Annotated in this window: 23 protein-coding genes and 1 pseudogene; 10 read left to right on the top strand and 14 right to left on the bottom strand. The window is 64.0% G+C overall.

All coding sequences use genetic code 11. The features are described 5' to 3' along the window. From F3J45_RS27185 to rpsB, 9 genes and pseudogenes are all read right to left on the bottom strand, one after another. Positions 1–373 (bottom strand): annotated as a pseudogene (locus F3J45_RS27185) (outer membrane protein assembly factor BamA); the annotation flags it as partial. 74 nt (positions 374–447) lie between these two features. Then, complete coding sequence (gene rseP / locus F3J45_RS27180) at positions 448–1,800, bottom strand: RIP metalloprotease RseP (protein WP_167070323.1); 1,353 nt, start codon at positions 1,798–1,800, stop codon at positions 448–450. Positions 1,801–1,845: 45 nt separating this feature from the next. After that, the gene (gene ispC, locus F3J45_RS27175; RefSeq protein ID WP_167070321.1) at positions 1,846–3,036 is read right to left on the bottom strand and encodes a 1-deoxy-D-xylulose-5-phosphate reductoisomerase; all 1,191 of its coding nucleotides are present in this window, start codon (positions 3,034–3,036) and stop codon (positions 1,846–1,848) included. Continuing rightward, positions 3,033–3,848, bottom strand: coding sequence for a phosphatidate cytidylyltransferase (locus F3J45_RS27170; RefSeq protein ID WP_167070319.1), 816 nt, complete (start codon positions 3,846–3,848; stop codon positions 3,033–3,035). Before F3J45_RS27170 ends, ispC begins: the two co-directional genes overlap by 4 nt. Further along, the gene (gene uppS, locus F3J45_RS27165; protein ID WP_167070317.1) at positions 3,848–4,603 is read right to left on the bottom strand and encodes a polyprenyl diphosphate synthase; all 756 of its coding nucleotides are present in this window, start codon (positions 4,601–4,603) and stop codon (positions 3,848–3,850) included. Before uppS ends, F3J45_RS27170 begins: the two co-directional genes overlap by 1 nt. Before the next feature lie 15 nt (positions 4,604–4,618). Next, a complete protein-coding gene (gene frr / locus F3J45_RS27160; RefSeq protein WP_167070315.1) occupies positions 4,619–5,176 on the bottom strand; it encodes a ribosome recycling factor in 558 nt (185 codons plus the stop codon). Beyond that, a complete protein-coding gene (gene pyrH, locus F3J45_RS27155; protein WP_027920035.1) occupies positions 5,173–5,916 on the bottom strand; it encodes a UMP kinase in 744 nt (247 codons plus the stop codon). Before pyrH ends, frr begins: the two co-directional genes overlap by 4 nt. A 178-nt stretch (positions 5,917–6,094) precedes the next feature. Beyond that, positions 6,095–6,958: a translation elongation factor Ts gene (gene tsf / locus F3J45_RS27150; RefSeq protein WP_167070313.1), complete on the bottom strand. Its 864-nt coding sequence runs from the start codon at positions 6,956–6,958 to the stop codon at positions 6,095–6,097. A gap of 184 nt (positions 6,959–7,142) precedes the next feature. Further along, positions 7,143–7,880, bottom strand: coding sequence for a 30S ribosomal protein S2 (gene rpsB / locus F3J45_RS27145; RefSeq protein ID WP_027920037.1), 738 nt, complete (start codon positions 7,878–7,880; stop codon positions 7,143–7,145). A 346-nt stretch (positions 7,881–8,226) separates the two neighbouring features. Here rpsB and map point away from each other — a divergent pair, with 346 nt between their 5' ends. The 3 genes from map to dapC are packed head-to-tail and all read left to right on the top strand — an operon-like array spanning position 8,227 to position 12,977. Continuing rightward, complete coding sequence (gene map, locus F3J45_RS27140; protein ID WP_167070311.1) at positions 8,227–9,009, top strand: type I methionyl aminopeptidase; 783 nt, start codon at positions 8,227–8,229, stop codon at positions 9,007–9,009. 38 nt (positions 9,010–9,047) lie between these two features. Continuing rightward, the gene (locus F3J45_RS27135) at positions 9,048–11,750 is read left to right on the top strand and encodes a [protein-PII] uridylyltransferase (protein WP_167070309.1); all 2,703 of its coding nucleotides are present in this window, start codon (positions 9,048–9,050) and stop codon (positions 11,748–11,750) included. Between the two features lie 30 nt (positions 11,751–11,780). Then, positions 11,781–12,977, top strand: a complete 1,197-nt coding sequence (gene dapC, locus F3J45_RS27130; protein WP_167070307.1) for a succinyldiaminopimelate transaminase — start codon at positions 11,781–11,783, stop codon at positions 12,975–12,977. 172 nt (positions 12,978–13,149) lie between these two features. Here dapC and F3J45_RS27125 read toward each other — a convergent pair whose 3' ends face one another. Beyond that, the gene (locus F3J45_RS27125; protein WP_167070305.1) at positions 13,150–14,796 is read right to left on the bottom strand and encodes a Na+/H+ antiporter; all 1,647 of its coding nucleotides are present in this window, start codon (positions 14,794–14,796) and stop codon (positions 13,150–13,152) included. Between the two features lie 242 nt (positions 14,797–15,038). Here F3J45_RS27125 and F3J45_RS27120 point away from each other — a divergent pair, with 242 nt between their 5' ends. The 6 genes from F3J45_RS27120 to F3J45_RS27095 all read left to right on the top strand — a co-directional run bounded on the left by F3J45_RS27120 (position 15,039) and on the right by F3J45_RS27095 (position 18,859). Further along, complete coding sequence (locus F3J45_RS27120; protein ID WP_167070303.1) at positions 15,039–15,317, top strand: type II toxin-antitoxin system RelE/ParE family toxin; 279 nt, start codon at positions 15,039–15,041, stop codon at positions 15,315–15,317. An 8-nt stretch (positions 15,318–15,325) separates the two neighbouring features. Then, a complete protein-coding gene (graA, locus tag F3J45_RS27115; RefSeq protein ID WP_167070301.1) occupies positions 15,326–15,625 on the top strand; it encodes a type II toxin-antitoxin system antitoxin GraA in 300 nt (99 codons plus the stop codon). Between the two features lie 126 nt (positions 15,626–15,751). After that, complete coding sequence (locus F3J45_RS27110) at positions 15,752–16,099, top strand: ArsC family reductase (protein WP_205300703.1); 348 nt, start codon at positions 15,752–15,754, stop codon at positions 16,097–16,099. 31 nt (positions 16,100–16,130) lie between these two features. Beyond that, positions 16,131–17,165 carry a 2,3,4,5-tetrahydropyridine-2,6-dicarboxylate N-succinyltransferase gene (dapD, locus tag F3J45_RS27105; RefSeq protein ID WP_167070297.1) on the top strand — a complete coding sequence of 345 codons (1,035 nt, stop codon included), beginning with the start codon at positions 16,131–16,133 and terminating at the stop codon, positions 17,163–17,165. Positions 17,166–17,246: 81 nt separating this feature from the next. Next, positions 17,247–18,452, top strand: a complete 1,206-nt coding sequence (locus tag F3J45_RS27100; protein ID WP_167070295.1) for a cysteine desulfurase — start codon at positions 17,247–17,249, stop codon at positions 18,450–18,452. After that, positions 18,449–18,859: a SufE family protein gene (locus F3J45_RS27095; protein ID WP_167070293.1), complete on the top strand. Its 411-nt coding sequence runs from the start codon at positions 18,449–18,451 to the stop codon at positions 18,857–18,859. Before F3J45_RS27100 ends, F3J45_RS27095 begins: the two co-directional genes overlap by 4 nt. Positions 18,860–18,943: 84 nt before the next feature. Here F3J45_RS27095 and tcdA read toward each other — a convergent pair whose 3' ends face one another. Beyond that, positions 18,944–19,753 carry a tRNA cyclic N6-threonylcarbamoyladenosine(37) synthase TcdA gene (tcdA, locus tag F3J45_RS27090; RefSeq protein WP_167070291.1) on the bottom strand — a complete coding sequence of 270 codons (810 nt, stop codon included), beginning with the start codon at positions 19,751–19,753 and terminating at the stop codon, positions 18,944–18,946. A 135-nt stretch (positions 19,754–19,888) separates the two neighbouring features. Between tcdA and F3J45_RS27085 the strand changes: the two genes are divergently transcribed. Continuing rightward, positions 19,889–22,477, top strand: coding sequence for a glycosyltransferase (locus F3J45_RS27085; RefSeq protein WP_167070289.1), 2,589 nt, complete (start codon positions 19,889–19,891; stop codon positions 22,475–22,477). A gap of 30 nt (positions 22,478–22,507) precedes the next feature. Here F3J45_RS27085 and F3J45_RS27080 read toward each other — a convergent pair whose 3' ends face one another. The 3 genes from F3J45_RS27080 to F3J45_RS27070 all read right to left on the bottom strand — a co-directional run bounded on the left by F3J45_RS27080 (position 22,508) and on the right by F3J45_RS27070 (position 26,770). Continuing rightward, positions 22,508–23,587, bottom strand: a complete 1,080-nt coding sequence (locus F3J45_RS27080) for a DUF1120 domain-containing protein (protein ID WP_167070287.1) — start codon at positions 23,585–23,587, stop codon at positions 22,508–22,510. A 76-nt stretch (positions 23,588–23,663) separates the two neighbouring features. Beyond that, positions 23,664–26,015: a fimbria/pilus outer membrane usher protein gene (locus tag F3J45_RS27075; RefSeq protein WP_167070285.1), complete on the bottom strand. Its 2,352-nt coding sequence runs from the start codon at positions 26,013–26,015 to the stop codon at positions 23,664–23,666. 44 nt (positions 26,016–26,059) lie between these two features. After that, complete coding sequence (locus tag F3J45_RS27070) at positions 26,060–26,770, bottom strand: fimbria/pilus chaperone family protein (RefSeq protein ID WP_167070283.1); 711 nt, start codon at positions 26,768–26,770, stop codon at positions 26,060–26,062. Positions 26,771–26,876: the final 106 nt, after the last annotated feature.

Genomic DNA, 26,876 nt, shown 5'->3' with positions numbered 1-26,876 from the left:
GGAAGATCTCGCCTTCGGCCAGGCCCGACTGCTTCAGGCCCTTCATCAGGTCTTCGGTGCTGATCGCCTTGTTGCCTTCGATCTCGATGCTCGACACCGACGGGCGCTCGACCACGTTGATGATCAGCACGTTACCGTCGCGGTTGAGCTGGATGTCCTGGAAGAAGCCGGTCTTGAACAGCGAACGGGTGGAATCCACCAGCCGCCGGTCATCAGCCTGGTCGCCGACGTTCAGCGGCAGGGCGCCGAACACGCTGCCAGCGGAAACCCGCTGCAGGCCGTTGACACGAATATCGGAGATGGTGAAGGACTCGGCGTGAACTTCAGCGATCATCAGTGCGGACATGACCGCAGTTAGCAGCAGACGTTTCATGAAGTCCTTTTATTCCAACTGGCAATAAACTACCCGCCGCATGGAAACGGCCGGTTCGCAATTGAGCGAAGCTTTTATAGTCGACCCAGATCGTTGATCAGGGCGAGCAACATCACCCCTACGACCAAACTGATACCGATCTGGACCCCCCAACCTTGCACCCGATCCGACAGCGGACGACCGCGCGCCCACTCGACCAGGTAAAACAGCAAATGCCCCCCATCCAGTACCGGGATGGGCAGCAGGTTAAGAACCCCCAGGCTAATGCTCAGGTAGGCCAGGAAATTAAGGAAATCCCCCACGCCGGACTGGGCTGAAGCGCCCGCCACTTTAGCAATGGTTATCGGTCCACTCAAGTTTTTTACCGAGAGCTCCCCGAACAGCATTTTCTTCAGCGATTCAAGGGTCAGGATGCTCATGTTCCAGGTACGCGACAAGCCCTCGCCCACCGCCTCAAGCGGGCCGTAGCGCACCTCGCGAAGCATGCTGGCCGGCCACTCGCCGCCCTTCACGCCCGCGCCCAGGTAGCCACCCACGGCCTTGCCCTCGCCCTTGCGCGCCAGGGTGACGGGCACATCCAGCATCGCGCCATCGCGCTGCACGCGCAGCAGCACCTTGGCCTCGGGGCGGGCACGCACGCTGTCTACCACCTGCTGCCAGTCGCTCAGCGCGACGCCGTCGAGGGCCAGCAGGGTATCGCCAGTCTTCAGACCAGCGGCAGCGGCCGGCCCCTTGGGGTCGATCTCGGCCAGCACGGGTGTGATCGCCGGGCGCCATGGCCGCAGGCCCAGGGATTGAATCGGGTCGGGCTCGTCGGCGCCCTTGAGCCAGCTGTCGAGTTTCACCTGCACCTGATGCTCGGCGCTGGCGCCTTCGTCGCGCACCCCAACCAGCAGCGTGCCGCTCTCGCCCAGGCGGCGAACCAGTTGCAGGTTGACAGCTGACCAACCACTGGTCGGTTTGCCATCGATGGAAACAATTTCCTGACCGGCGGCAAGGCCCGCCGAGGCCGCCAGGCTGCCAGACTCCACCGCACCGATCACCGGGCGAATCTGCTGGCTGCCGAGCATGGCCAGCAGCCAGAAGAACACAATGGCCAGCAGGAAGTTGGCAATCGGGCCGGCAGCGACAATGGCGATGCGCTGGCGCACCGACTTGCGGTTGAACGACTGGCCGGCCAGCGCTGACGGCACGTCGCCCTCGCGCTCGTCGAGCATCTTGACGTAGCCGCCCAAAGGAATCGCCGCCACGACGAATTCGGTGCCCTGTTTGTCATGCCAGCGCAGCAGCGGCGTGCCGAAGCCCACCGAGAAACGCAGCACCTTCACGCCACAGCGGCGCGCAACCCAGAAATGGCCGAATTCGTGGAAGGTGACCAATACACCCAACGCCACCAGGGTGCCGATAATCATGTAGAGCGCAGTCATGTGTTTCTCCGAATGACGTTCAGCAGAACCCCGGGGCCTTGGTAATCAGCGGCCGTGGCGTCGCAGCCACTCGCGGGACAACTCCCGCGCCCGCTGGTCGGCGGCAAATACCGCATCCAGCGAGGGCAGCGCCACCACCGGTTCCTGGTCGAGCACCTGTTCGATCATACCCGCGATCTCCGGGAAGCGGATACGCCGCTGGAGAAATGCCTCGACCGCGACCTCGTTGGCCGCATTGAGCACTGCAGGGGCACTGTTGCCAGCCTCGGCCGCCTGCCGCGCCAGGCGCAGGCAGGGGAAGCGCTGCTCATCGGGTGCCTGGAAGTCCAGGCGGGCGATGGCGAACAGGTCCAGCGGGGCGACACCAGAGTCGATACGCTCGGGCCAGGCCAGGGCATTGGCGATGGGCGTGCGCATGTCCGGGTTGCCCAGCTGGGCCAGCACCGAACCGTCCACGTAGTCCACCAGCGAATGGATCACGCTCTGCGGGTGCACCACCACCTCGACCTTGGCCGGGGTTGCATCGAACAGCCAGCAGGCCTCGATCAGCTCCAGGCCCTTGTTCATCATGCTGGCCGAGTCCACCGAAATTTTCCGGCCCATGGACCAGTTGGGGTGGGCACAGGCTTGTTCTGGCGTGACATCGGCCAGGGCTGCGTGCGGCGTCTCGCGAAACGGCCCGCCCGAGGCGGTCAGCAGGATACGGCGCACGCCCACCTGGCCCAGGCCGCGAGCGTAGTCCACCGGCAGGCACTGGAAGATAGCGTTGTGCTCGCTGTCGATCGGCAGCAGCACGGCGCCGCTGCGGCGCACGGCGTCCATGAACAGCGCGCCGGACATCACCAGCGCCTCCTTGTTGGCCAGCAGCACCTTCTTGCCCGCCTCGACAGCAGCCAAGGTCGGGCGCAGGCCCGCCGCGCCGACAATCGCCGCCATCACCGCGTCAACTTCCGGCGCACCGGCCACGGCGCAGAGGCCCGCCTCCCCTTCCAGCACCTCGGTGGCACAAGCGGCAGCCGCCAGGCCCTCGCGCAGGCGCGCGGCGGCCTCGCCGTTCGGTACCACGGCATACGCCGGGCGATGCCGCACGCAAAGGGCCAGCAGTTCATCGATACGCGAGTAGCCGCTGAGGGCGAACACCTGGTAACGCTCGGGGTGGCGCGCGATCACATCCAGGGTGCTGAGGCCGATCGAGCCGGTGGCCCCGAGCACGGTAATCCGCTGCGGGGCGCTCACATCACACCCCATTCGGCAGCCCACAGCAGCACGGCGAAGATCGGGATGGCCGCGGTCAGGCTGTCGATACGGTCGAGCACGCCACCATGGCCTGGCAGCAGGTTGCTGCTGTCCTTGATGCCGGCGCGGCGCTTGAACATGCTTTCGGTCAGGTCACCGACCACCGACGACATGACCACCAGCGCCGCCCCCATCAGGCCCAGCAGAATCTGGCCGATACCCCAGTCGCGGGTGATACCGACCACCAGGGTGATGACCAGGCTCACCGCCAGGCCGCCGTAAACGCCTTCCCAGCTCTTGCCCGGGCTCACCTGCGCGGCCAACTTGCGCTTGCCGAAGGCACGGCCCGAGAAGTAGGCACCGATATCGGCCGCCCACACCAGCACCATGACCGACAGGATCAGCCAATTACCCAGTTGCCAGTGCTTGAGCAGGATCAAGCCCTGCCAGGCCGGCAGCAGGATCAACAGGCCGATCAGCAGCTTGCAGGCGGCACTGGCCCACAATTCGCTGCTGCGGGGGTAGGTCAACACCAGCCAGGTGGCCAGTGCCCACCAGATCACCGACGCACCCAGCACCCAGGGCGCTAGGTCTGGCATCAGGTGCAGCAGCATCAGCGCACCGGCCACCACGGCGGCATAGGCGATGCGCAGTGGCTGGGCCATCAGCCCGGCCAGGCGCGCCCATTCCCAGGCGCCCAGGGTGACCACGAAGCCGATGAACAGGGCGAAGTCCCCGCCATTGAGCAGGAAAAAACCACCCAGCGCGATCGGCAACAGGATCAGCGCAGTAATGATGCGTTGTTTAAGCATTAAGCACGAGCTCCAGCCTCGACCTGCTCGCTGGTTTTACCGAAGCGGCGCTGGCGCGAAGCGAAATCGGCCAGGGCATTGCGCATGGCCTCGTGTTTGAAGTCCGGCCAGTACAGGTCGGAGAAGTACAGTTCGGCATACGCCAACTGCCACAGCAGGAAGTTGCTGATGCGGCGCTCGCCACCGGTGCGGATGCACAGGTCCGGCAACGGCAGTTCGCCGGTGGCCAGGCACGCCTGCAACAGGCCGGGGGTGATGTCGTCCGGGCGCAGGTGACCGGCCTGAACTTCACGCGCCAGGCGCTGGGCAGCCTGGGCAATATCCCACTGGCCGCCGTAGTTGGCGGCGATCTGCAGGATGAAGCGATTGTTGCCCGCGGTCAGCGCCTCGGCTTCGCGCATGGCGGCCTGCAGCTCTGGGTGGAAACGCGAGCGGTCACCGATGATGCGCAGGCTGATGTTGTTCTCGTTCAGGCGCTTGGCCTCGCGACGCAAGGCCGAGAAGAACAGCTCCATCAACGCCCCGACCTCTTCGGCCGGGCGCTGCCAGTTCTCGCTGGAGAACGCGAACAGGGTCAGTACCTCGACCCCGGACTGGGCGCACACCTCGATGACCGCGCGCACCGCATCGACGCCGGCCTTGTGCCCGGCAACGCCGGGCAACAGACGCTTCTTCGCCCAGCGGTTGTTGCCATCCATGATGATCGCGACATGACGCGGCACCGAGGACGGTGCCGCCAGCTTGGTCTTTTCCATTAAAAAACCCCGGCCTTAGACGGCCATCAGGTCCTTTTCCTTGGCTTTGTATGCAGCATCGACTTCAGCAATGAACTTGTCGGTCAGCTTCTGGATCTCGTCCGCTGCACGACGCTCTTCGTCTTCGCTGATTTCCTTGTCCTTGGTCAGCTTCTTCAGGTCGCCCAGGGCATCGCGACGCACGTTGCGCACGGCCACCTTGGCATCTTCGGCAACGCCGCTGGCCTGCTTGGTGTAGCCCTTGCGGGTTTCTTCGGTCAGGGCCGGCATCGGTACACGGATGGTGGTACCGGCGCTGGATGGGTTCAGGCCCAGGTCGGAGGTCAGGATCGCCTTCTCGATGGCGGCACTGAGGTTCTTGTCGTGGGCAACGATCTTCAGGGTACGGGCATCTTCAACGGTGATGGCGGCAACCTGGTTCAGCGGCATCTCGCTACCCCAGGCAGTGACCTTGACGGTATCCAGGATGCTTGGGTGAGCGCGGCCAGTACGGATTGCAGCCAGGTGGCGACCCAGGGCCTCGATAGACTTACCCATGCGCTCCTGCGCGTCTTTCTTGATATCGTTGATCATTTTTGAACTTCCTCGATCAGAGTTCCTTCCGCGCCGCCATGCACGATGTTCAGCAAGGCGCCGGGCTTGTTCATGTTGAAGACGCGCAGCGGCATCTTGTGGTCGCGGCACAGACAAATGGCCGTCAGATCCATTACACCCAGCTTGCGATCCAGCACTTCATCGTAGGTCAGATGATCGAACTTCTCGGCATGCGGGTCCTTGAATGGATCTGCAGTGTATACACCATCGACCTTGGTTGCCTTCAATACCACGTCGGCATCGATTTCGATGGCGCGCAGGCAAGCGGCGGAGTCGGTGGTGAAGAACGGGTTGCCAGTGCCGGCAGCGAAAATTACCACTTCCTTGGCATTCAGGTGGCGCATGGCTTTGCGGCGATCGTAGTGATCGGTCACACCCACCATGGAGATGGCCGACATGACGATGGCGGTAATGTTCGCCCGCTCCAGCGCATCGCGCATGGCCAGGCCGTTCATCACGGTTGCCAGCATGCCCATGTGGTCGCCGGTGACGCGGTCCATGCCGGCTGCACTGAGCGCCGCACCACGGAACAGGTTGCCACCGCCGATAACCAGACCGACCTGAACGCCGATACCGACCAGTTGGCCGACTTCCAGCGCCATGCGATCCAGGACTTTCGGGTCGATCCCGAACTCTTCCGAGCCCATCAGGGCCTCGCCGCTAAGCTTGAGTAGAATGCGTTTATAGCGAGCCTGATGACCACTGCCCTGCTGAGCCATTGCGAATCTCTCCTGCGGCGTTTGTAAAAATTCTGGCGGGCTGCTTGAGCCTGCATGTAACTCTAACGTGACGCAGCGACTGCGTCAGCGAGCAACGGCCTTGAAAACCGCTCCCGCTTTGACAAAGAGGCTGCGCGCGTGAGCGGGCAGCCTCTTTGGGGCGACAGACGGGGCTGTCTTACTGCTTGGCAGCAGCTACCTGGGCGGCAACTTCGGCAGCGAAGTCGTCGACCGGCTTCTCGATGCCTTCGCCAACCTTGAAGTAGGTGAAGGAAACGATTTCAGCACCGGCTTTCTTGGCCAGCTCGCCAACTTTGACTTCTGGGTTCATGACGAAAGCTTGCTCTTTCAGCGAAGCTTCGGCCTTGAACTTGGCGATACGACCGGCAACCATGTTCTCAACGATGTTTTCCGGCTTGCCGGCGATCTTGTCAGCGTTCAGCTGCAGGAATACGCCCTTCTCGCGCTCGATGGCCTCGGCGGAGATTTCCGACGAATCCAGGAACTCTGGGTTCGAAGCGGCAACGTGCATGGCGATGTTCTTGGCCAGCTCGACGTCGCCGCCTTTCAGAACGACGGTAGCGCCGATCTTGTTGCCGTGCAGGTAGGCGCCGACCACGTCGCCTTCAACGCGCACCAGGCGACGGATGTTGACGTTTTCGCCGCACTTGGCAACCAGGGCTTCACGAGCAGCTTCACGCGAGGCGATCAGCGGAGCGGCGTCGGTCAGCTTCTGGGCGAAGGCTTCTTCCAGGCTTTCGGCCACGAAGTTCTTGAAGTCGTCTTGCAGGGCCAGGAAGTCGGTCTGCGAGTTCACTTCCAGCAGGACGGCGGATTTGCCGTCGGTCTTGACGGCGATGGCGCCTTCAGCAGCCACGTTGCCAGCCTTCTTGGCGGCCTTGATGGCGCCCGAGGCACGCATGTCGTCAATGGCTTTCTCGATGTCGCCGCCGGCCTTTTCCAGGGCCTTTTTGCAATCCATCATGCCTTCGCCGGTACGCTCGCGCAGTTCTTTGACCAGCGCCGCAGTAATTGCTGCCATTTCAAAATCCTCTTGGAAAGTTTTTCAACCATTCCACCCGTTCGACACGGGCGTTAAATTCTGCAAATCGCTGCCTTGATATCAGCTCGCCCATGATGCAGGGCCGTTGCTGACAGCAGGATTTCAAGGTGGCAAAAAGGGGGCCAAGCCCCCTTTTCGCGTGCCAAGTAGACGCTAGCGCCTATTACTCAGCAGCAGGTGCAGCCGCTTCTTCAGCGTAGACTTCAGTGCCGCCGGCAACGTTGTTGCGGCCGCGGATGACGGCGTCAGCCATCGAAGTCATGTACAGCTCGATAGCGCGAATGGCGTCATCGTTACCTGGGATAACGAAGTCAACGCCTTCTGGGCTGCTGTTGGTATCGACAACGCCGATAACCGGGATGCCCAGCTTGTTGGCTTCGGTGATAGCAATGCGCTCGTGGTCAACGTCGATCACGAACAGGGCATCAGGCAGGCCGCCCATGTCCTTGATACCACCCAGGCTGCGATCCAGTTTTTCCAGGTCGCGGGAACGCATCAGGGCTTCTTTCTTGGTCAGCTTGGCGAAGGTGCCATCTTCGGCCTGGGTTTCCAGGTCGCGCAGACGCTTGATCGATGCACGGATGGTTTTGTAGTTGGTCAGCATGCCGCCCAACCAACGGTGGTCAACGTATGGCGAACCTGCACGAGCTGCTTGCTCGGCAACGATCTTGCCGGCGGAACGCTTGGTGCCGACGAACAGGATCTTGTTCTTGCCCTGGGCCAGGCGCTCTACGAACGACAGAGCGTCGTTGAACATCGGCAGGGTTTTTTCCAGGTTGATGATGTGGATCTTGTTACGCGCGCCGAAAATGTACTTGCCCATTTTCGGGTTCCAGTAACGGGTCTGGTGGCCGAAGTGCACACCGGCCTTCAGCATATCGCGCATATTGACTTGGGACATGATAGTTCCTTGATAAGTCGGGTTGGGCCTCCACGTATCCCAATGACCAACCCGCGGATTCGTGAATCCGGGGCACCCAGGCCATCGTGTCGACACGTGTGTGGGTTTAGTGCTGACGGGGTCGTCCCCGAAAGCGGCGCATTTTATACCACAGACCGCGAGCGAACGGAACCCGGATCGGGTCGCGTCCGTCAGCGCTTTTTGCAGCACCCCGGCAAACAGGCCAGAATGCCTTCCATAGACAGCAGCATGGCCGCCTTTATCCCGACAGAATGCCGCCCCGCTCTGTTAGAATCCGGCCTTTCCCGTTTGTTCGCGCCGCCAGCGGCGCCGTAGAGAGCCTGTAATGACCGTCACCATCAAGACTGCAGAAGACATCGAGAAGATGCGCATCGCCGGCCGCCTGGCCGCCGAGGTGCTGGAAATGATCGAGGAACACGTCAAGCCCGGTGTCACCACCGAGGAGCTCGACCGCCTCTGCCACGACTACATCGTCAACGTCCAGCAGGCCATCCCGGCGCCGCTCAACTACAAGGGCTACCCCAAGTCGATCTGCACCTCGATCAACCACGTGGTGTGCCACGGCATTCCCAACGAAAAGCCACTCAAGGACGGTGACACGCTCAACATCGACATCACCGTGATCAAGGACGGCTACCACGGTGACACCAGCCGCATGTTCCACGTCGGCACCGTACCCGTGTGGGCCGAGCGCCTGTCCAAGGTCACCCAGGAGTGCATGTACAAGGCCATCGAGCTGGTCAAGCCGGGGTGCCGCCTGGGCGACATCGGCGAAGTGATCCAGAAGCACGCTGAAAAGAACGGCTTCTCGGTGGTGCGCGAGTTCTGCGGCCATGGCATCGGCAAGGTGTTCCACGAAGAGCCGCAGATCCTGCACTACGGCCGCGCGGGCACCGGCATGGAACTCAAGGAAGGCATGACCTTCACCATCGAGCCGATGATCAACCAGGGCAAGGCCGACACCAAGGTACTGGGCGACGGCTGGACCGCCATCACCAAGGACCGCAAGCTCTCGGCCCAGTGGGAACACACCCTGGTGGTGACCGCCACCGGCTACGAGATCTTCACCCTGCGCAAGGACGACACCATCCCGCGCACCTCGGCCTGATTGCCCCCAGGCCACTTCACAAACAGGAACGCGACGCGATGCCCCAGGTGGATCCCGAGCTGTTCGACCGCGGCCAGTTCCAGGCGGAACTGGCCCTCAAGGCGAGCCCTATCGCCGCTTTCAAGAAAGCCATCCGCCAGGCCGGCGAGGTGCTCGACAAGCGTTTTCGTGCCGGCGCCGAAATCCGCCCGCTGATCCAGGCCCGCGCCTGGCTGGTCGACAACATCCTGCAACAGGCCTGGAACCAATTCGACTGGGGCGACCCCAGCGGCATCGCCCTGGTGGCGGTAGGCGGCTATGGCCGCGGCGAGCTGCATCCGCACTCGGACATCGACCTGCTGATATTGCTCGGCGCCGCCGAGCACGAACAGTACCGCGACGCCATCGAGCGCTTTCTTACCCTGCTCTGGGACATTGGCCTGGAAGTGGGCCAAAGCGTGCGCAGCATCGACGAATGCGCCGAGCAAGCCCGCGCCGACCTGACGGTAATCACCAACCTGATGGAAAGCCGCACCATCGCCGGCCCCGAAGACCTGCGCCAGCGCATGCTCGAAGCCACCAGCACCGCGCACCTGTGGCCAAGCAAGGAATTCTTCCTGGCCAAGCGTGCCGAACTCAAGGCCCGCCACCACAAGTACAACGACACCGAGTACAACCTCGAACCCAACGTCAAGGGCTCGCCCGGCGGCCTGCGCGACATCCAGACGGTGCTCTGGGTAGCCCGCCGCCAGTACGGCACCTTGAACCTGCATGCACTGGCCGGCGAAGGTTTCCTGCTGGAAAGCGAGAACGAGCTGCTGGCCTCCTCCCAGGACTTCCTGTGGAAGGTGCGCTACGCCCTGCACATGCTCGCCGGCCGCGCCGAAGACCGCCTGCTGTTCGACCACCAGCGCAGCATCGCCGCGCTGCTGGGCTACACCGACGAGAACCCCAAGCGCGCCATCGAGCAGTTCATGCAGCAGTACTACCGGGTGGTGATGAGCATCAGCCAGCTGTGCGACCTGATCATCCAGCACTTCGAGGAAGTCATCCTCGCCGATGACGACAGCGGCACCACCCAACCGCTCAACGCGCGCTTCCGCCTGCACGACGGCTACATCGAAGCGGCCAAGCCGAACGTGTTCAAGCGCACCCCGTTCGCCATGCTGGAAATCTTCGTGCTGATGGCCCAGCACCCGGAAATCAAGGGTGTGCGCGCCGATACCGTGCGCCTGCTGCGCGAACACCGGCACCTGATCGACGAAACCTTCCGCAAGGACATCCGCAACACCAGCCTGTTCATCGAGCTGTTCAAGTGCGAAATCGGCATTCACCGCAACCTGCGGCGGATGAACCGCTACGGCATCCTTGGCCGCTACCTGCCGGAGTTCGGCCTGATCGTGGGGCAGATGCAGCACGACCTGTTCCACATCTATACGGTCGATGCGCACACCCTCAACCTCATCAAGCACCTGCGCAAGCTGCAGTACACGCCGGTGTCCGAGAAATTCCCGCTGGCCAGCAAGCTCATGGGCCGCCTGCCCAAGCCCGAGCTGATCTACCTGGCCGGGCTCTACCACGACATCGGCAAGGGCCGCCAGGGCGACCACTCCGAGCTCGGTGCGGTGGATGCGCAGAAGTTCTGCGAGCGCCACCAGCTGCCGGCCTGGGACACCCGGCTGATCGTCTGGCTGGTGCAGAACCACCTGGTGATGTCGACCACCGCCCAGCGCAAGGACCTGTCCGACCCGCAGGTCATCAACGACTTCGCCCTGCACGTGGGCGATGAAAAACGCCTGGACTACCTCTATGTGCTGACCGTGGCCGACATCAACGCCACCAACCCCAGCCTGTGGAACTCCTGGCGCGCCAGCCTGCTGCGCCAGCTCTACACCGAAACCAAGCGCGCCCTGCGCCGGGGCCTTGAGCACCCACTGGACCGCGAGGAGCAGATCCGCCAGACCCAGTCCGCGGCGCTGGACATCCTGGTGCGCGAAGGCACAGACCCGGACGATGTGGAACAGCTCTGGTCGCAATTGGGCGACGACTATTTCCTCAAGCACAATGCCGCGGACGTTGCCTGGCACAGCGATGCGATCCTGCAGCAGCCGGCAGACGGCGGCCCGCTGGTGCTGATCAAGGAAACCACCCAGCGCGAATTCGAAGGCGGCACGCAGATCTTCATCTACGCGCCCGACCAGCACGACTTCTTCGCCGTGACCGTGGCGGCCATGTCGCAGCTGAACCTGAACATCCATGACGCGCGGATCATCACCTCCAGCAGCCAGTTCACCCTCGACACCTACATCGTGCTCGACAATGACGGCGGCTCGATCGGCGACAACCCACAGCGGGTTCGGCAGATACGCGACGGCCTGACCGAAGCGCTGCGCAACCCCGAGGACTACCCGACCATCATCCAGCGCCGGGTACCGCGCCAGCTCAAGCACTTCAACTTCCCACCGCAGGTGACCATCCTCAACGATGCCCAGCGCCCGGTGACCATCCTCGAAATCACCGCACCCGACCGCCCGGGCCTGCTGGCCCGCCTGGGGCGGATCTTCCTGGAGTTCGACCTGTCGCTGCAAAATGCCAAGATCGCCACCCTTGGCGAGCGCGTGGAAGACGTGTTCTTCATCACCGACGCCGACAACCAGCCGCTGTCCGACCCGCAACTGTGCAGCCGCCTGCAGGAAGCCATCGTGCAGCAACTGCAGGCCGGCCAGGCGAGCGACAGCAGCCCGACCCGCGTGACCTTTTAACGACTAGACGATTGACGAGAACTTGCGCCGATGAACCATGCCTTGACCCAGCTTCAGCCCTACCCGTTCGAAAAGCTTCGTGCCCTGCTGGGCAGCGTGCAGCCTGCGGCGGACAAGCGTGCCATCGCCCTGTCGATCGGTGAGCCGAAGCACGAATCGCCGGCGTTCGTCGCCCAGGCCATGGCCGACAACCTCGACAAGCTGGCGGTCTACCCCAGCACCCTGGGCCTGCCAGCCCTGCGCCAGGCCATCGGCCAGTGGTGCGAACGCCGCTTCGGCGTGCCGGCCGGCTGGCTGGACGCCGAGCGCCACATCCTGCCGGTGAATGGCACCCGTGAAGCGCTGTTCGCCTTCACCCAGGCCGTGGTCAACCGCGCCGACGACGGCCTGGTGGTCAGCCCCAACCCGTTCTACCAGATCTACGAAGGTGCGGCCCTGCTGGCCGGGGCTACCCCGCATTACCTGCCATGCCTGGAAAACAATGGCTTCAACCCAGACTTCGACGCCGTGCCGGCCGAGGTGTGGAAACGCTGCCAGATCCTCTTCCTGTGCTCGCCAGGCAACCCCACCGGCGCCCTGGTGCCGATGGACACCCTGAAAAAGTTGATCGCCCTGGCGGACGAGCACGATTTCGTGATTGCCGCCGACGAGTGCTACAGCGAGCTGTACTTCGACGAGGACGCGCCACCACCAGGCCTGCTGAGCGCCTGTGCGGCGCTTGGCCGCAGCGATTTCGCCCGTTGCGTGGTGTTCCACAGCCTGTCCAAGCGCTCCAACCTGCCGGGCCTGCGTTCGGGCTTCGTCGCCGGTGATGCGTCGATCATCAAGCCGTTCCTGCTGTACCGCACCTACCACGGCTGCGCCATGCCGGTGCAAACCCAACTGGCCAGCATCGCCGCCTGGCAGGACGAGGCCCATGTGCGCGAGAACCGCGACCAGTACCGTGCCAAATACGATGCAGTGCTGGAGATCCTGCAGCCGGTGTTGGACGTGCAGCGCCCGGATGGCAGCTTCTACCTGTGGGCCAAGGTGCCGGGCGATGACGCCGCCTTCACCCGCGACCTGTTCGAGGCGCAGCACGTGACCGTGGTGCCGGGCTCGTACCTGTCGCGTGAAGTGGGCGGTGTGAACCCCGGCGCTGGCCGGGTGCGCATGGCGCTGGTAGCGCCGTTGGCCGAGTGCATCGAGGCGGCGCAGCGGATTCGCGCGTTCTTGCAGAATCGTTAACTGCCCCACACCCGTTGGCGGTGGGCCCTGGTAGGAGCGAGCGCAGCTCGCGATGGGGCGCGCAGCGGCCCTAGGTTTTCAGCTTCGCAGCACAGGATGTCGGGGCTGCTTTGCAGCCCATCGCGAGCTCTGCTCGCTCCTACCAGGCCGGCGCAAAATCCGTTGCGCCGGCCTACCTGACCTGCCCCAGGTTGGCCTCACTCATATCCAGCTCGCCCAGTACCTGGCGCACCACCTCATCGCCCACCAAGTGCTGGCGATGCAGGCTGTACAGCTCCAGCCGCTGCGCCCGCAGCGCCCGCAAGCGCAAACGGCGCTCCAGCAAATCCATCTGCTCGGCCAGCGCACGTGCCTCGGCAGTGTCGTTGTAGCTGTCCAGCTCATCCCGGTACTCGGCCATCAACCGCGCCTTCAACTCGGTCGCCAAGGTGGCCTGTGCCGCATCCTGGGGTGCATTGGCATCGATCACTTCCTCTGCTTCCAGGGCGTGGATCGCCGCCTCCGCCGTCCGCCGCCAGGCCTCCTGCACTTCCTGATGCAGCCGTTCGTCAGGGCTCTTGGTGATGCCACGCAGCAACAGCGGCAAGGCGATGCAGGCACCGATCAGCGACAGCAGGATCACCCCGGCGGCAATGAAGATCAGCAAGTCGCGCTCGGGAAACGCCTGGCCCGCCCCCATCAGCAACGGCACCGACATCACGCCCGCCAGGGTCACCGCCCCGCGCACCCCACCCAAGGTCAGTAGCCAGCAGGAACGCATGGTCGGCATCAGCACCAGGGCCGGCTTGCCCCGCCAGCGGCGCACCACGCCAATGGCCCGCCAGATGCTTTGCACCCAGACGAAGCGCAGCAGGATCAGCGCAGCGAAGATCGCCAGCACATCCAGGCAGCGCCAGGCCAAGGTGGGCCATACGGTGGTTTCGTGGCTGACAACGGCCTTGATGATGTCGGGCAATTGCAGGCCCAACAGCAAGAAGATCAAGCCGTTGAAGGCAAACTCCAGCAGCGACCAGACACTGCGGTTGAGCAAGCGGGTGCTGGTCTGGCGTGGCAGCAGGTCGAGCCAGCTCTGCATCATGCCGGCGGCCACTGCCGAGAGGATGCCCGACACGCCCAGGCGCTCGGCGAGCACGTAGGCGGCGAAGGGCAGCAGCAACATGAACACCACGTGGGTGGCCGGGTCATCCCAGCCGCGGGCGATCATCCAGGCGCGCAAACGGCCGATCAGCCAGCTCAGGGCCACCCCCACCGCCAGGCCACCAAGGGCGACCAGCACAAAACTGAAACTGGCATCGGCCAGCGAGAACGCGCCGGTAATGGCAGCCGCCAGGGCGAACTTGAAGGTCACCAGGCCCGAGGCGTCGTTCATCAGGGCCTCGCCCTGCAGCATGTGCATCAGCGGGGTCGGCAGGCGGTCCTGGGTGATTGCCGATACCGCCACCGCGTCGGTGGGCGACAGCACGGCGGCCAGGGCGAAGGCCACCGGCAGTGGAATGCTCGGCAACAACCAGTGAATGAAGTAACCGGCACCGACCACGGTGAACAGCACCAGCCCCACGGCCAAGGCCACCACCGGCCCGCGGATGCGCCAGAGCTCACGCTTGGGGATTCGCCAGCCGTCGGCGAACAGCAATGGCGGCAGGAACAGGAACAGGAACAGTTCAGGGTCCAGGGCCACATGCAGGCCCAATGTCGGCCAGGCCAACAGCGCGCCGGCGGCGATCTGCACCAGGGGCAACGGCAGCGGGATCATGCGCCCGACCAGTTTTGACACGCTTACCAGCGTCAGCAGGATGAGGACGGTGTAGGCGGACTGCATCCGTGAAGGCTTCCTTTCTTGAACCTGAAACGACGAACGGGGGGCGAGAGATCGCCATTGAAACAATATGTTAGCGGTCATCGATGAATCGATACCGCTGCACGATAGTCGCAGGTGCCCGGTAAATATGTAACATGATAATACCCAGGCATCGTGAGTATCTCGGGTGCCTGCGTTCACTTGTAAAGTTGACACAGGGCCGTATAATCAAGCTTAACGAATAACGTTAAGCATTCAGACGCATGATTCGAAGCTTCATCTGTACTGATACGCAAGCACTCTTCACCACTGGGAAGACACGGCGATGGGCTGATATCAAATCAGTCGCAGAACGCAAACTGGCCATGCTCGATGCTGCATCAGAACTACGTGACCTGCGCTCGCCACCCGGTAATCGCCTGGAGGCCCTGAGCGGAAACCGTACTGGCCAGCACAGCATTCGTGTCAATGACCAATGGCGCCTGTGCTTTACCTGGACCGATAACGGTCCGGCCAACGTTGAAATTGTCGATTACCATTGAGGTGCATCATGCTCAAGAACGGTATGCGTCCAATCCATCCCGGTGAAATCCTGCGAGAGGACTTCCAGAAAGAAATGGGCTTCAGCGCCGCCGCGCTGGCCAGGGCCTTGGGCGTCGCTACCCCCACCGTCAACAATATCCTGCGCGAGCGGGGCGGCGTCTCCGCCGATATGGCGCTGCGCCTGGCCGTCTGCCTCGACACCACGCCCGAGTTCTGGCTCAACCTGCAAAGCGCTTTCGACCTGCGCACCGCCGAGCAGCAACATGGCGATGAGATCCTCGGATCGGTTCAGCGTCTGGTCGCCTGAGCGGCATCCCCGATCGATCAACAGGAGCGCCACGGGCGTGGCGCCGCGAGGATCGTTCCCGCATAATCCCGCGACTGACATTCGGAAATGGAGAGATTGGGGCAGCCTTTGGCCTCAATGCACACAATGACCTACACGCTCTACGGCATCAAAGCCTGCGACACCATGAAAAAGGCGCGTACCTGGCTCGACGAAAAAGCCATCGCCTACCAATTCCATGATTACAAGACCCAAGGCATCGACCGTGACAGCCTGAACCGCTGGTGCGACGAACACGGCTGGGAAGTCATCCTCAACCGTGCCGGCACCACCTTCCGCAAGCTCGACGACGCCAGCAAGGCCGACCTCGACCAGGCCAAGGCCGTCGAACTGATGCACGCCCAGCCGTCGATGATCAAGCGCCCGGTGCTCGACCTTGGTGGTCGCACCCTGGTCGGCTTCAAGCCCGACCTGTACGCCGCCGCGCTGGCCTGAGCCCCTACCCTATTTCGCACGAGGTAATCACATGTCCAATACCCTGTTCAGCCTGGCCTTCGGTGTCGGCTCCCAGAACCGCCAGGGCACCTGGCTGGAAGTGTTCTACGCACAACCCCTGCTCAACCCGAGCGCCGAGCTGGTTGCCGCGGTAGCGCCAATTCTCGGCTACGAAGGTGGCAACCAGGCCATCGCCTTCAGCAATGCCCAGGCCGCCCAGCTGGCTGAAGCCGTGAAAGGCGTCGATGCCGCCCAGGCCGCCCTGCTGACCCGCCTGGCCGAAAGCCACAAGCCGCTGGTCGCCACCCTGCTGGCCGAAGATGCAGCGCTGAGCTCCACCCCGGAGGCCTACCTCAAGCTGCACCTGCTGTCGCACCGCCTGGTCAAGCCACACGGCGTGAGCCTGGCCGGTATCTTCCCACTGCTGCCGAACGTGGCCTGGACCAACCAGGGCGCCGTCGACCTGGGCGAACTGGCCGAGCTGCAACTGGAAGCGCGCCTGAAGGGCGAGCTGCTGGAAGTGTTCTCAGTGGACAAGTTCCCGAAAATGACCGACTACGTGGTCCCGGCCGGCGTGCGCATCGCCGACACCGCCCGTGTGCGCCTGGGCGCCTACATCGGCGAAGGCACCACCATCATGCACGAAGGCTTCGTCAACTTTAACGCCGGCACCGAAGGCCCTGGCATGATCGAAGGCCGCGTGTCCGCTGGCGTATTCGTCGGCAAGGGCTCGGACCTGGGCGGCGGCTGCTCGACCATGGGCACCCTGTCGGGCGGCGGCAACATCGTCATCAAGGTCGGCGAAGGCTGCCTGATCGGCGCCAACGCCGGTATCGGCATTCCGCTGGGCGACCGCAACACCGTTGAAGCTGGCCTGTACATTACCGCCGGCACCAAGGTGAACCTGCTGGACGAGAACAACGAGCTGGTCAAAGTGGTCAAGGCCCGCGACCTGGCTGGCCAGACCGACCTGCTGTTCCGCCGCAATTCGCTCAACGGCGCGGTGGAGTGCAAGACCCACAAGTCGGCCATCGAGCTGAACGAGGCGCTGCACGCCCACAACTGAGAACCCATGGCGGTTTGAAGTGTTAAGATCGGGTCTGGCGTGCATGCGCCAGACCCGATTTTCATTCCAGGCCCCGCGAACATGTTCCAGCCCTCCCCCTGGCGCGCCGATTTCCCCGCCATCGCCGCACTGCAACGCCAGCACCAGACTTACCTGGACAGCGCCGCTACCACCCAGAAACCCCAGGCCCTGCTCGACGCCTTGAGCCACTATTACGGCCATGGTGCGGCCAACGTGCACCGTGCCCAGCATTTGCCTGGCGCGCTGGCGACCCAGGCCTTCGAAGCCAGCCGGGACAAGGTGGCTGCCTGGCTCAATGCCGGGACCTCGCAGCAGATCGTGTTCACCCATGGCGCCACCTCGGCGCTGAACCTGCTGGCCTATGGCCTGGAACACCGCTTCGAGGCAGGCGATGAGATCGCCATCAGCGCCGTGGAACACCACGCCAACCTGCTGCCCTGGCAGCAACTGGCGCAGCGGCGCAACCTGCGCCTGGTGGTACTGCCGCTGAACGATCATGGCCACATCGACCTCGACCAGGCCCTGCAACTGATCGGCCCACGCACCCGCGTGCTCGCCATCAGCCAACTGAGCAACGTGCTGGGCACCTGGCAGCCGCTGCCAACGCTGCTGTCCCACGCCCGCGCCCAAGGCGCGCTGACCGTGGTCGATGGCGCCCAGGGCGTGGTGCATGGCCGCCATGACGTACAGCAACTGGGCTGCGACTTCTATGTGTTCTCCAGCCACAAGCTGTACGGCCCGGAGGGTGTCGGCGTGCTGTATGGTCGGCGCCAGGCGCTGGACGCGCTGCGCCACTGGCAATTCGGCGGCGAGATGGTGCAACTGGCCGACTATCAAAGCGCCAGCTTTCGCCCTGCGCCGCTGGGCTTCGAGGCCGGAACCCCGCCGATTGCCGGGGTGATCGGCCTGGGGGCCACGCTCGACTACCTGGCCAGCCTCGACGCCCAGGCCGTGCAGGCCCACGAAGACAGCCTGCACCAACACCTGCTGCGCGGCCTGGCCGACCGCGAGGGTGTGCGGGTGATTGGCTCGCCGCAGGCGGCCTTGGCCAGCTTCGTGATCGACGGCGTGCATAATGCCGACATTGCCCACCTGCTGACCGAGCAGGGCATCGCCGTGCGCGCCGGGCACCATTGCGCCATGCCGCTGCTCAGGGGGCTGGGCCTGGACGGGGCGATTCGGGTCTCCCTTGGGCTGTACAACGACAGTGACGACCTGCAGCGTTTCTTCGACGCGCTCGATCAGGGCCTGGAGTTGTTGCGATGACCCTGCCGATTCCGGCCCAGGAGGCCTTGGCCCAGTTCGAGCAAGCGCGGGGTTGGGAGCAGCGGGCACGGCTGCTGATGCAAATTGGCGATCGCCTGGAGCCCTTGGACGAGGCCGAGAAGGTCGAGGCCAACCGCGTGCATGGCTGCGAAAGCCTGGTGTGGCTGGTGGCCGAACGGGTTGACGGCCTGTGGCGGTTCAAGGCGAGCAGCGATGCGCGGTTGTTGCGGGGTTTGCTGGCGCTGCTGTTGGTGCGGGTGCAGGGGTTGGGCAGTGTGGAACTGGGCGGCCTGGACTTGCGTGAATGGTTCAGCCAGCTGGGGCTGGAGCGCCAGCTTTCGCCTTCGCGCAGCAATGGGTTGCATGCGGTGTTGCAGCGGATGGCGGAGTTGGTGGCTACCGCTTAAGTCGGCGGCGCCTGCTTCGCGGGGCAAGCCCGCTCCTACAGAGACCGTATACGCCGTTGTGGGAGCGGGTTACTCGCGGCACGGTTATTCGGGCTTGACCCGCTCCGAGGGCCGCCGCGCCCCCGCCACCAACTTCTCGATGGCCTTGCTCGCCGCCACCATGCCGAACGTCGCGGTCACCATCATCACCGCACCAAAGCCGCCGGCGCAGTCCAGGCGCACGCCTTCGCCGACGAAGCTCTTCTGCAGGCACACACTGCCGTCGCCCTTGGGGTAACGCAGCTGCTCGCTGGAAAATACGCATGGCACGCCATAGTTGCGGCTGGTGTTGCGCGAGAAGTTGTAGTCCCGGCGCAGGGTGGAGCGCACCCGCGAGGCGAGCGGGTCGTTGAAGGTCTTGTTGAGGTCACCGACCTGGATCTGCGTTGGGTCGATCTGCCCGCCCGCGCCGCCGGTGGTGACGATGGCGATCTTGCGCCGCCGGCACCAGGCGATCAATGCGGCCTTGGCCATCACGCTGTCGATGCAGTCGACCACCGCGTCCAGCTGTTCGGTGATGTACTCGGCCATGCTGTCGCGGGTGACGAAATCGGCCACTGCATGCACCGTGATTGCCGGGTTGATCGCCCGCAGGCGTTCGGCCATCACCTCGACCTTGGGCCGCCCCACCTGCCCTTCCAGGGCGTGGGCCTGGCGGTTGGTGTTGCTGACACAGACATCGTCGAGGTCGAACAGGGTGATTTCGCCCACGCCACTGCGCGCCAGCGCCTCGGCCACCCACGAGCCCACCCCGCCAATGCCGACCACCGCCACATGGGCCTGGTTCAGGCGCTGCAGGCCCTCGTCGCCGTACAGCCGGGCAACGCCGGCAAAGCGTGGATCTTCTGTGCTCATGTGGATACCCCTGGGCGCTCTACCGCAAAAAACCGGCGCGCATTATAGGCCAGTGGCCGCCTCTACCTCCATCGTTAGGAAACACCCTACCATTGCTGCTTTAATATCCTTTCACTTGGACAGAAACGGATCACAATGTCTTCTCGCAAATTCGGCCTCAACCTGGTGGTGGTCCTGGCCATCGCCGCGCTGTTCACCGGTTTCTGGGCGTTGATCAACCGCCCGGTTTCCGCACCTGCCTGGCCGGAACAGATCTCCGGCTTCTCGTACTCGCCGTTTCGCCTTGGCGAAAGCCCGCAAAAGGGCCAGTACCCCAGCGAGGACGAGATGCGCCAGGACCTTGAGCAGCTGAACAAGCTGACCGACAACATCCGTATCTACACCGTTGAAGGCACCCAGGCCGAAATTCCCCGGCTGGCCGAGGAGTTTGGCCTGCGGGTAACCCTGGGCATCTGGATCAGCAAGGACCTTGAGCGCAACGAACGCGAGATCGCCAAGGGCATCGAACTGGCCAACCATTCGCGCAGCGTGGTGCGCGTGGTGGTCGGCAACGAAGCGCTGTTCCGCGAAGAGGTCACGCCCGAGGAACTGATCCAGTACCTCGACCGCGTGCGCGCCGCCGTCAAGGTGCCCGTGACCACCAGCGAGCAGTGGCACATCTGGAAGGAACACCCGGAGCTGGCCAAGCATGTCGACCTGATTGCCGCGCACATCCTGCCGTACTGGGAATTCGTGCCGGTGAAGGACTCGGTGCAGTTCGTGCTCGACCGCGCCCGCGAGTTGCGCCACCAGTTTTCGCACAAGCCCCTGCTGCTGTCGGAAGTCGGCTGGCCGAGCAACGGCCGCATGCGCGGCGGCGCCGACGCCACCCAGGCCGACCAGGCCATCTACCTGCGCACCCTGGTCAACACCCTCAACCGCCGCGGCTACAACTACTTCGTCATCGAAGCCTACGACCAGCCCTGGAAGGCCAACGACGAAGGCTCGGTGGGCGCCTACTGGGGCGTGTACAACGCCGAGCGCCAGCAGAAGTTCAACTTCGAAGGGCCGGTGGTGGCAATCCCGCAGTGGCGAGCCCTGGCGGTGGCCTCGGTGGTACTGGCAATGATCGCCCTGGCCGTGCTGCTGATCGACGGCTCGGCGCTGCGCCAGCGCGGGCGTACCTTCCTGACCTTCATCACCTTCCTGTGCGGGTCGGTGCTGGTGTGGATCGCCTATGACTACAGCCAGCAGTACAGTACCTGGTTCAGCCTCACCGTTGGCGTGCTGCTGGCACTCGGTGCGCTGGGCGTGTTCATTGTGCTGATGACCGAGGCCCACGAGCTGGCCGAGGCGGTGTGGACGCTCAAGCGCCGCCGCGAATTTTTGCCGGTGCACGCCGACAGTGCCTACCGGCCCAAGGTGTCGGTGCACGTGCCTTGCTACAACGAGCCCCCGGAGATGGTCAAGCAGACCCTCGACGCCCTGGCCGCCCTCGATTACCCAGACTACGAAGTGCTGGTGATCGACAACAACACCAAAGACCCCGCCGTGTGGGAACCGCTCAAGGCCCACTGCGAAAAGCTCGGCGAGCGCTTCAAGTTCTTCCATGTGGCGCCACTGGCCGGCTTCAAGGGCGGCGCGCTGAACTACCTGCTCCCGCATACCGCCAAGGACGCCGAAGTCATCGCGGTGATCGACTCGGACTACTGCGTGGACCGCAACTGGCTCAAGCACATGGTGCCGCACTTCGCCGACCCGAAGATCGCCGTGGTGCAATCGCCCCAGGACTACCGCGACCAGCACGAAAGCGCCTTCAAGAAGCTCTGCTACAGCGAGTACAAGGGTTTCTTCCACATCGGCATGGTCACCCGCAACGACCGTGACGCGATCATCCAGCATGGCACCATGACCATGACCCGGCGCAGCGTGCTGCAGGAACTGGGCTGGGCCGAATGGTGCATCTGCGAGGATGCCGAGCTGGGCCTGCGGGTGTTCGAGCAAGGCCTGTCGGCCGCCTACGCCCACAACAGCTACGGCAAGGGCCTGATGCCCGACACCTTCATCGACTTCAAGAAGCAGCGCTTCCGCTGGGCCTACGGCGCCATCCAGATCATCAAGCACCATGCCGGCGCCCTGCTGCGCGGCAAGGGCAGCGAGCTGACCCGTGGCCAGCGCTACCACTTCCTGGCCGGCTGGCTGCCATGGATTGCCGACGGCATGAACATCTTCTTCACCGTCGGTGCGCTGTTGTGGTCGGCGGCGATGATCATCGTGCCGCACCGGGTCGACCCGCCGCTGATGATCTTCGCCATCCCGCCGCTGGCGCTGTTCTTCTTCAAGGTCGGCAAGATCGTGTTCCTCTACCGCCGCGCAGTGGGGGTGAACCTCAAGGATGCCTTCGCCGCGGCGCTGGCGGGGCTGGCGTTGTCGCACACCATCGCCAAGGCGGTGCTGTACGGGTTCTTCACCAGCAGCATGCCGTTCTTCCGCACGCCGAAGAATGCCGATAGCCATGGCTTGCTGGTGGCGATTTCCGAGGCGCGCGAAGAGCTGTTCATCATGTTGCTGCTGTGGGGCGCGGCGGCCGGGATTTTCCTGGTGCAAGGCCTGCCCAGTTCAGACATGCGCTTCTGGGTGGCCATGCTGCTGGTGCAGTCGTTGCCGTATGTGGCAGCGCTGGTGATGGCGTTCCTGTCGTCGCTGCCCAAGCCGGTCGCCGAGGCGCAACCGGTACACACCTGAGCGCAAGGGGTGGCCGCCTGGAGCCGGGGCTCATAGATAGACGAGCTCCAGCGTGGCCGCACCATCGACGGCAATCTCGTCACGCAGGTCGAGCTGGCGCAACGGCGCCACGTAAAGCTCGACCTTCAGCATGGCTTCAAGCCGCCTGATCGATGTGGGGCCAGCGCCTGTGGCTTGGCCACTTGCGAACCCCAGCAGGCGATGGTCGGTGTGAAAGAAAGCCGGGCCCGCGCTCGGTACCCAACCCGCTTCACCCGGCATGGCATACAGCGGGTGCAACGCGCGCCCATCGCCCAGTAGCGCCCCGTCGAACTGCAATGACCAGGCAAGGCCATCATTGGCTTGGCTGCCTGCGCCGAACAGGGCGGTGCTGGCCGCCACCTGCGCGGGGCGCAAGCTGCCTGCCTGGCGGTTATCCATCGCCCGCACGGCGAACCGGGTAGGCCCTTCACAGGCCACGGAGGCAGACAAGGCGCGGTGCAAGGTGCTGGTTGTGTCGGGCGACAACCGGCCGGGCTCGATCACCCCAAAGTCCACCCGGCCGCCATTGCCCAGGTGCAGTGTGCACGCAGCGGGAACGACACGGGCGTGTAACGCCAGCTCAGCCGCCCCACCGCCAACTTCCAGCAGGCCGCTGGCCTGCAGCTGTGCGTCACTCGGCGCCTGGGATGCCTGGCCGAGCCAGCCCTGAACGGTAAGCTGGGCGGCGAACCGTGTACCGCCAAGCGGGCTGTTTGCCTGTAACGGCATAACCTGCATGCCAGGCAGCCAGCGAAGCGGGTCACCCTGTGCCAGCCCATGGTCACGCGAGTTTGCGGCCCCCAAGGCCACTGGCTGCCCATCGAGCCTGGCATCGGAAAGCTGCAGTGAATACGTTCCCCGCTCGCCGAAACCGAAGTGTTCGCCATCTGCCCCATCGGCCAGGTAGCGCAAGACCATTTCCGTGCTCTTAGGGCACTGCACCGCCACTTGCAGCCGCCGCTCCCCCAACCGGTACCGATTGCCCAGGTTTTCCAGCTGGGTCTGGTTGACCTGGCCAAACTCGACCAGCGGCTGCCCAAGCGAAACTTGGCAGTTTGGGGCGGCGGCGAGGGCTGTTTGGGCAATCATCAGCAAACCCAGCCCGCCGAGCAGCATGGCGTACCGACCTGGGCGGCAAGTCGCCGCCTGCATTGGCCTGGCGTTTTCACAAGGCATGGCAGCGCGCCGTGGTCGATTCATAGTAGTGCTCCGGGTCTGTTGGGTCGCCGAGGTTGAATTCAAGCGCACAGCCAGCCCCACCTGGCGAAACCACCTGGTAGCGCTCGCTGTGCTGATAGTCGTGCAGGAATATCAGGCCACCGGCTTGCACCATCGTCACGAAACTGCCGTTGGCGTCGACCACCATCGCACTGTCCGCAGACAACGGCCCCTCGCCCAGGGTCGTTTGCAAGAGCACGCGCCGAGTTCGCTCGACCGCGAAGCTCAACCGGGAAATCGCGCCCCGGCCGGCGCGTACGATGCCCAGGCTGTTCTCCAGTTCGACGTTACGCGGCAGGCTGCGAGGTTCTACCTGAACCCGGTTATCGGCGTAGGGCCGCACCTGCGCGGCAAGCGCCTGCCCTTTGCCATCGGTCCACACTGGGCCGCTGGGCGTCTCGACCTTCACGCCCGGTAGGTCACCCACCTCGATCAGCGCAAAGGTGTCCTGTATCGGGTACGGCGACAAGGTAATGCCATCGGCATGCCCGGCCAGGCCTCCGCGCAGGTTCAACGCAAGGTTCTGTGCGTCGGCGCCGGTTTGCGCGTAGTCCAGCTGTACCTGGCTCAAGGGCGCCAGCCAGGAAACACCCAGGCTTGGCCGCAGCACCGGATCATGGCTTTGATGGCCGCCACCCAGTCGATAGGAAAAGGTGTCGCTTACCTGCTCGCGCAAGGTAACGGAGGAACGGTAGCTGCCACTCGAACCTCGGGTCGATGCATTGAGCCGACGATTGGCGCCCAAGGGCATGCTGGCGCTCAGGTACATCAGCCGCCCCCGATCACTTGCCCCCTTCAGGCGCCATTCCATACCGGCATTCAACGACACCTGGCCAAGGGTCGCCCCCCAGCGCAGGTTGGCCTGGCTGCTGGCGTTGCCACCGTGATTGCGCGCTTGGCTAGCGCCAACGCTGACGTTTCCAAGCGCCGTCCCCTGCCAAGACAGGCCAATACTGGCGTGGTCGCGCAGGCCCGCCGAACGCCGTGGCGGCGCCAGCGCCTGTTGAAGGTCTTGATAATGTTGGCTCTGCAGCCCATACGTGAAGCTTGCCCCCCAGCCTTCGGCAAACTGCTGGCTGAGGGTCACCTGGCTGTGTGTACCGCCCTCACGGCGCAACGGTTGCGCATAACCCAGCGCCCACTGCACCTGGGCCTGCGCCCATGGCTGGGCACCGAGGGCAAAGCCGGTTGCCAGGTAGCGCTCGGTGGCCAGCATACCGCCGCCCAGCGCCACGCCCTCAAGCACACCCCCACTCCACCCGGCACTGAGCACCCAAGGTGAAGCGCTATCACTGTTTCGCAGTTGGCCGACGCCCAACTGATACCCTCCGTTCAGGCCATCAGCACTGGGGGTAGCGGGCAGGACCAGGCGCCGCTCCTCACCCGTGGCTTCATGGATCACCAGTTCCAGTTCGGCAAACGCATCCAGCGGTACCGGGCTGTCGATGGAAAACGGCCCAGGGGGCACAACGGTCGCGTACATCAGGCGGTTACGCTGGTAGATCTCGACCCTTGCCTGGGTCGTGGCGATCCCTTGAACCACCCGTCTTTGCTGCAAGTGCCCCAATGCCTGTTCGGAGAACAGCTGAAAGCCATCGATGGGCACGCCAGACAAGACAGGGTTGGCCATATGAATCTGGCCAACCTGCAATACCGCCCCCTGGTCGGCGAACGTTCGCTGGGCATAGGCTTCCAGTGCGTTGAAGCGGTTGCCCTGCTGGCCAAGGCTGGCAACCTGGCGGCTGCGCACGATCCAGTTACCCAGGTTGAAGCCAGGTTCGGTCAGCACGGTCCAGGCCCTGTTGCTGCCATCGTTGAAGCGGGTGTCGAGCATCGTCACGTCGTAGTTGAACAGGGCCGCGAACCCGCCGGTGTCATAGGCTGAGAGATCATGCGCAGCAACTGGGCGCAGGGCGTGTGCAGGTACCACCATGGACAGGCTGGCCGACTGCGGGTCGGCCTGTATCTGCGATTGTGGGTGGCTGGCCAGCAAGTCGATGCAGGTGTCGGCAGGCTCGCCCGGTGACGGGGGGGGCGGCACCTCTATACCGGCAGCCTCCAGCAGCGCGGCATCGATGCACAGGCTGCCGTCTTCCAGGAACCGTGCCAGGGCCTGCCCTGCCCGGTTGCCATTCACCTGCAAACTCACCGTGTGATTACCTGGCGTGAAGCGGGGCTTTTCCTGAAAGTACCTGGCCAACTCCTCACTCAGCCCCCTCTGACGTAACAGTTCAAGGTCAAAATTGGGGCCCTCGCTGGCGCGGCATTCAAGCAGCAGCAGGGCCAGGGGGAACGCCATCAGGCACTGCCTGGCCACTGCCCGACACGGCCCCACCTGCTCATTCAATTGCGCCCACCCAGCAGTGGGGTTTCGAATTCATCGACGGCAAAGCCGTACACCGTGGCTGGAAACAGCCGCACCCGCTGGTGGTCGCGGGTTGAAGGCGCCTGCCGAAGCGCCAGCGACTCCCCAGGCAACACGTAGGTGCGCGGTAAGTAAGCGGGCTCATCCCCTGGCATCAGCCGGACTTCCTGAGCCAGGCGCACGACGTAGGGGGTCGGGTTCTCGACCTTTATGCCGCTGGCCTCCTGACGCCACTGCAAACCCTCCCAAGGTGACCGGTTGGGCGCCAAGCCCTTGGGGTGGATGATGACCGGCAGGTTCTGCCTCACGCTCACCCCTACCCTGGCGACCCCGGCGGCAGGCACCGCCTGCTGGGGCACGCCTTCGAAAATCACGCGTTTCAAGCGCTGGGTCTGCAACGGTTCAGTTGCACGCAGCATGAACCGCACCCGCTGTTCCTGGCCGGCCTCGACCCGCCAGGCGGGCTGGGTGAGAAACAGCAGCGGCGCTTCGTCTTCCGGCAAGTTCTGCAGGGTCACGAGTAACAGCGCAGGGGTCGGGTCATCATTTCGCACCGAGATCGATGCTTCCCCGTCGGCTTCGTTGACGATCAACACTGACGTTTCCGGGACCATGCCAGCGGCCTGGGCGCCCTGGGCCAATAGCAGCAGGCAACCTGCACTCCAAAACATTCGCTTCAACATGCTCATGCACGACACCCTGCAAGGCAGGTTCGCTGCCCCAAAGGGCAGCGAACAGGTGACAGGAACGCGTCGGGCGCTGGCCAACCTGGCGGCAAGCGCGGCCTCAGCGTGC

The sequence above is a fragment of the Pantoea sp. Ap-967 genome (assembly GCF_011752565.1).
Taxonomy (GTDB): Bacteria; Pseudomonadota; Gammaproteobacteria; order Pseudomonadales; family Pseudomonadaceae; genus Aquipseudomonas.
This window is presented reverse-complemented; position numbering and strand designations above follow the sequence as displayed.

Coding starts and splice junctions, on each gene's coding strand:
- rseP (WP_167070323.1), bottom strand. CDS start 1,800: ATGACTGCGCTCTACATGATTATCGGCACCCTGGTGGCGTTGGGTGTA.
- F3J45_RS27170 (WP_167070319.1), bottom strand. CDS start 3,848: ATGCTTAAACAACGCATCATTACTGCGCTGATCCTGTTGCCGATCGCG.
- uppS (WP_167070317.1), bottom strand. CDS start 4,603: ATGGAAAAGACCAAGCTGGCGGCACCGTCCTCGGTGCCGCGTCATGTC.
- frr (WP_167070315.1), bottom strand. CDS start 5,176: ATGATCAACGATATCAAGAAAGACGCGCAGGAGCGCATGGGTAAGTCT.
- pyrH (WP_027920035.1), bottom strand. CDS start 5,916: ATGGCTCAGCAGGGCAGTGGTCATCAGGCTCGCTATAAACGCATTCTA.
- tsf (WP_167070313.1), bottom strand. CDS start 6,958: ATGGCAGCAATTACTGCGGCGCTGGTCAAAGAACTGCGCGAGCGTACC.
- rpsB (WP_027920037.1), bottom strand. CDS start 7,880: ATGTCCCAAGTCAATATGCGCGATATGCTGAAGGCCGGTGTGCACTTC.
- map (WP_167070311.1), top strand. CDS start 8,227: ATGACCGTCACCATCAAGACTGCAGAAGACATCGAGAAGATGCGCATC.
- F3J45_RS27135 (WP_167070309.1), top strand. CDS start 9,048: ATGCCCCAGGTGGATCCCGAGCTGTTCGACCGCGGCCAGTTCCAGGCG.
- dapC (WP_167070307.1), top strand. CDS start 11,781: ATGAACCATGCCTTGACCCAGCTTCAGCCCTACCCGTTCGAAAAGCTT.
- F3J45_RS27125 (WP_167070305.1), bottom strand. CDS start 14,796: ATGCAGTCCGCCTACACCGTCCTCATCCTGCTGACGCTGGTAAGCGTG.
- F3J45_RS27120 (WP_167070303.1), top strand. CDS start 15,039: ATGATTCGAAGCTTCATCTGTACTGATACGCAAGCACTCTTCACCACT.
- graA (WP_167070301.1), top strand. CDS start 15,326: ATGCTCAAGAACGGTATGCGTCCAATCCATCCCGGTGAAATCCTGCGA.
- F3J45_RS27110 (WP_205300703.1), top strand. CDS start 15,752: ATGACCTACACGCTCTACGGCATCAAAGCCTGCGACACCATGAAAAAG.
- dapD (WP_167070297.1), top strand. CDS start 16,131: ATGTCCAATACCCTGTTCAGCCTGGCCTTCGGTGTCGGCTCCCAGAAC.
- F3J45_RS27100 (WP_167070295.1), top strand. CDS start 17,247: ATGTTCCAGCCCTCCCCCTGGCGCGCCGATTTCCCCGCCATCGCCGCA.
- F3J45_RS27095 (WP_167070293.1), top strand. CDS start 18,449: ATGACCCTGCCGATTCCGGCCCAGGAGGCCTTGGCCCAGTTCGAGCAA.
- tcdA (WP_167070291.1), bottom strand. CDS start 19,753: ATGAGCACAGAAGATCCACGCTTTGCCGGCGTTGCCCGGCTGTACGGC.
- F3J45_RS27085 (WP_167070289.1), top strand. CDS start 19,889: ATGTCTTCTCGCAAATTCGGCCTCAACCTGGTGGTGGTCCTGGCCATC.
- F3J45_RS27080 (WP_167070287.1), bottom strand. CDS start 23,587: ATGATTGCCCAAACAGCCCTCGCCGCCGCCCCAAACTGCCAAGTTTCG.
- F3J45_RS27075 (WP_167070285.1), bottom strand. CDS start 26,015: ATGGCGTTCCCCCTGGCCCTGCTGCTGCTTGAATGCCGCGCCAGCGAG.
- F3J45_RS27070 (WP_167070283.1), bottom strand. CDS start 26,770: ATGAGCATGTTGAAGCGAATGTTTTGGAGTGCAGGTTGCCTGCTGCTA.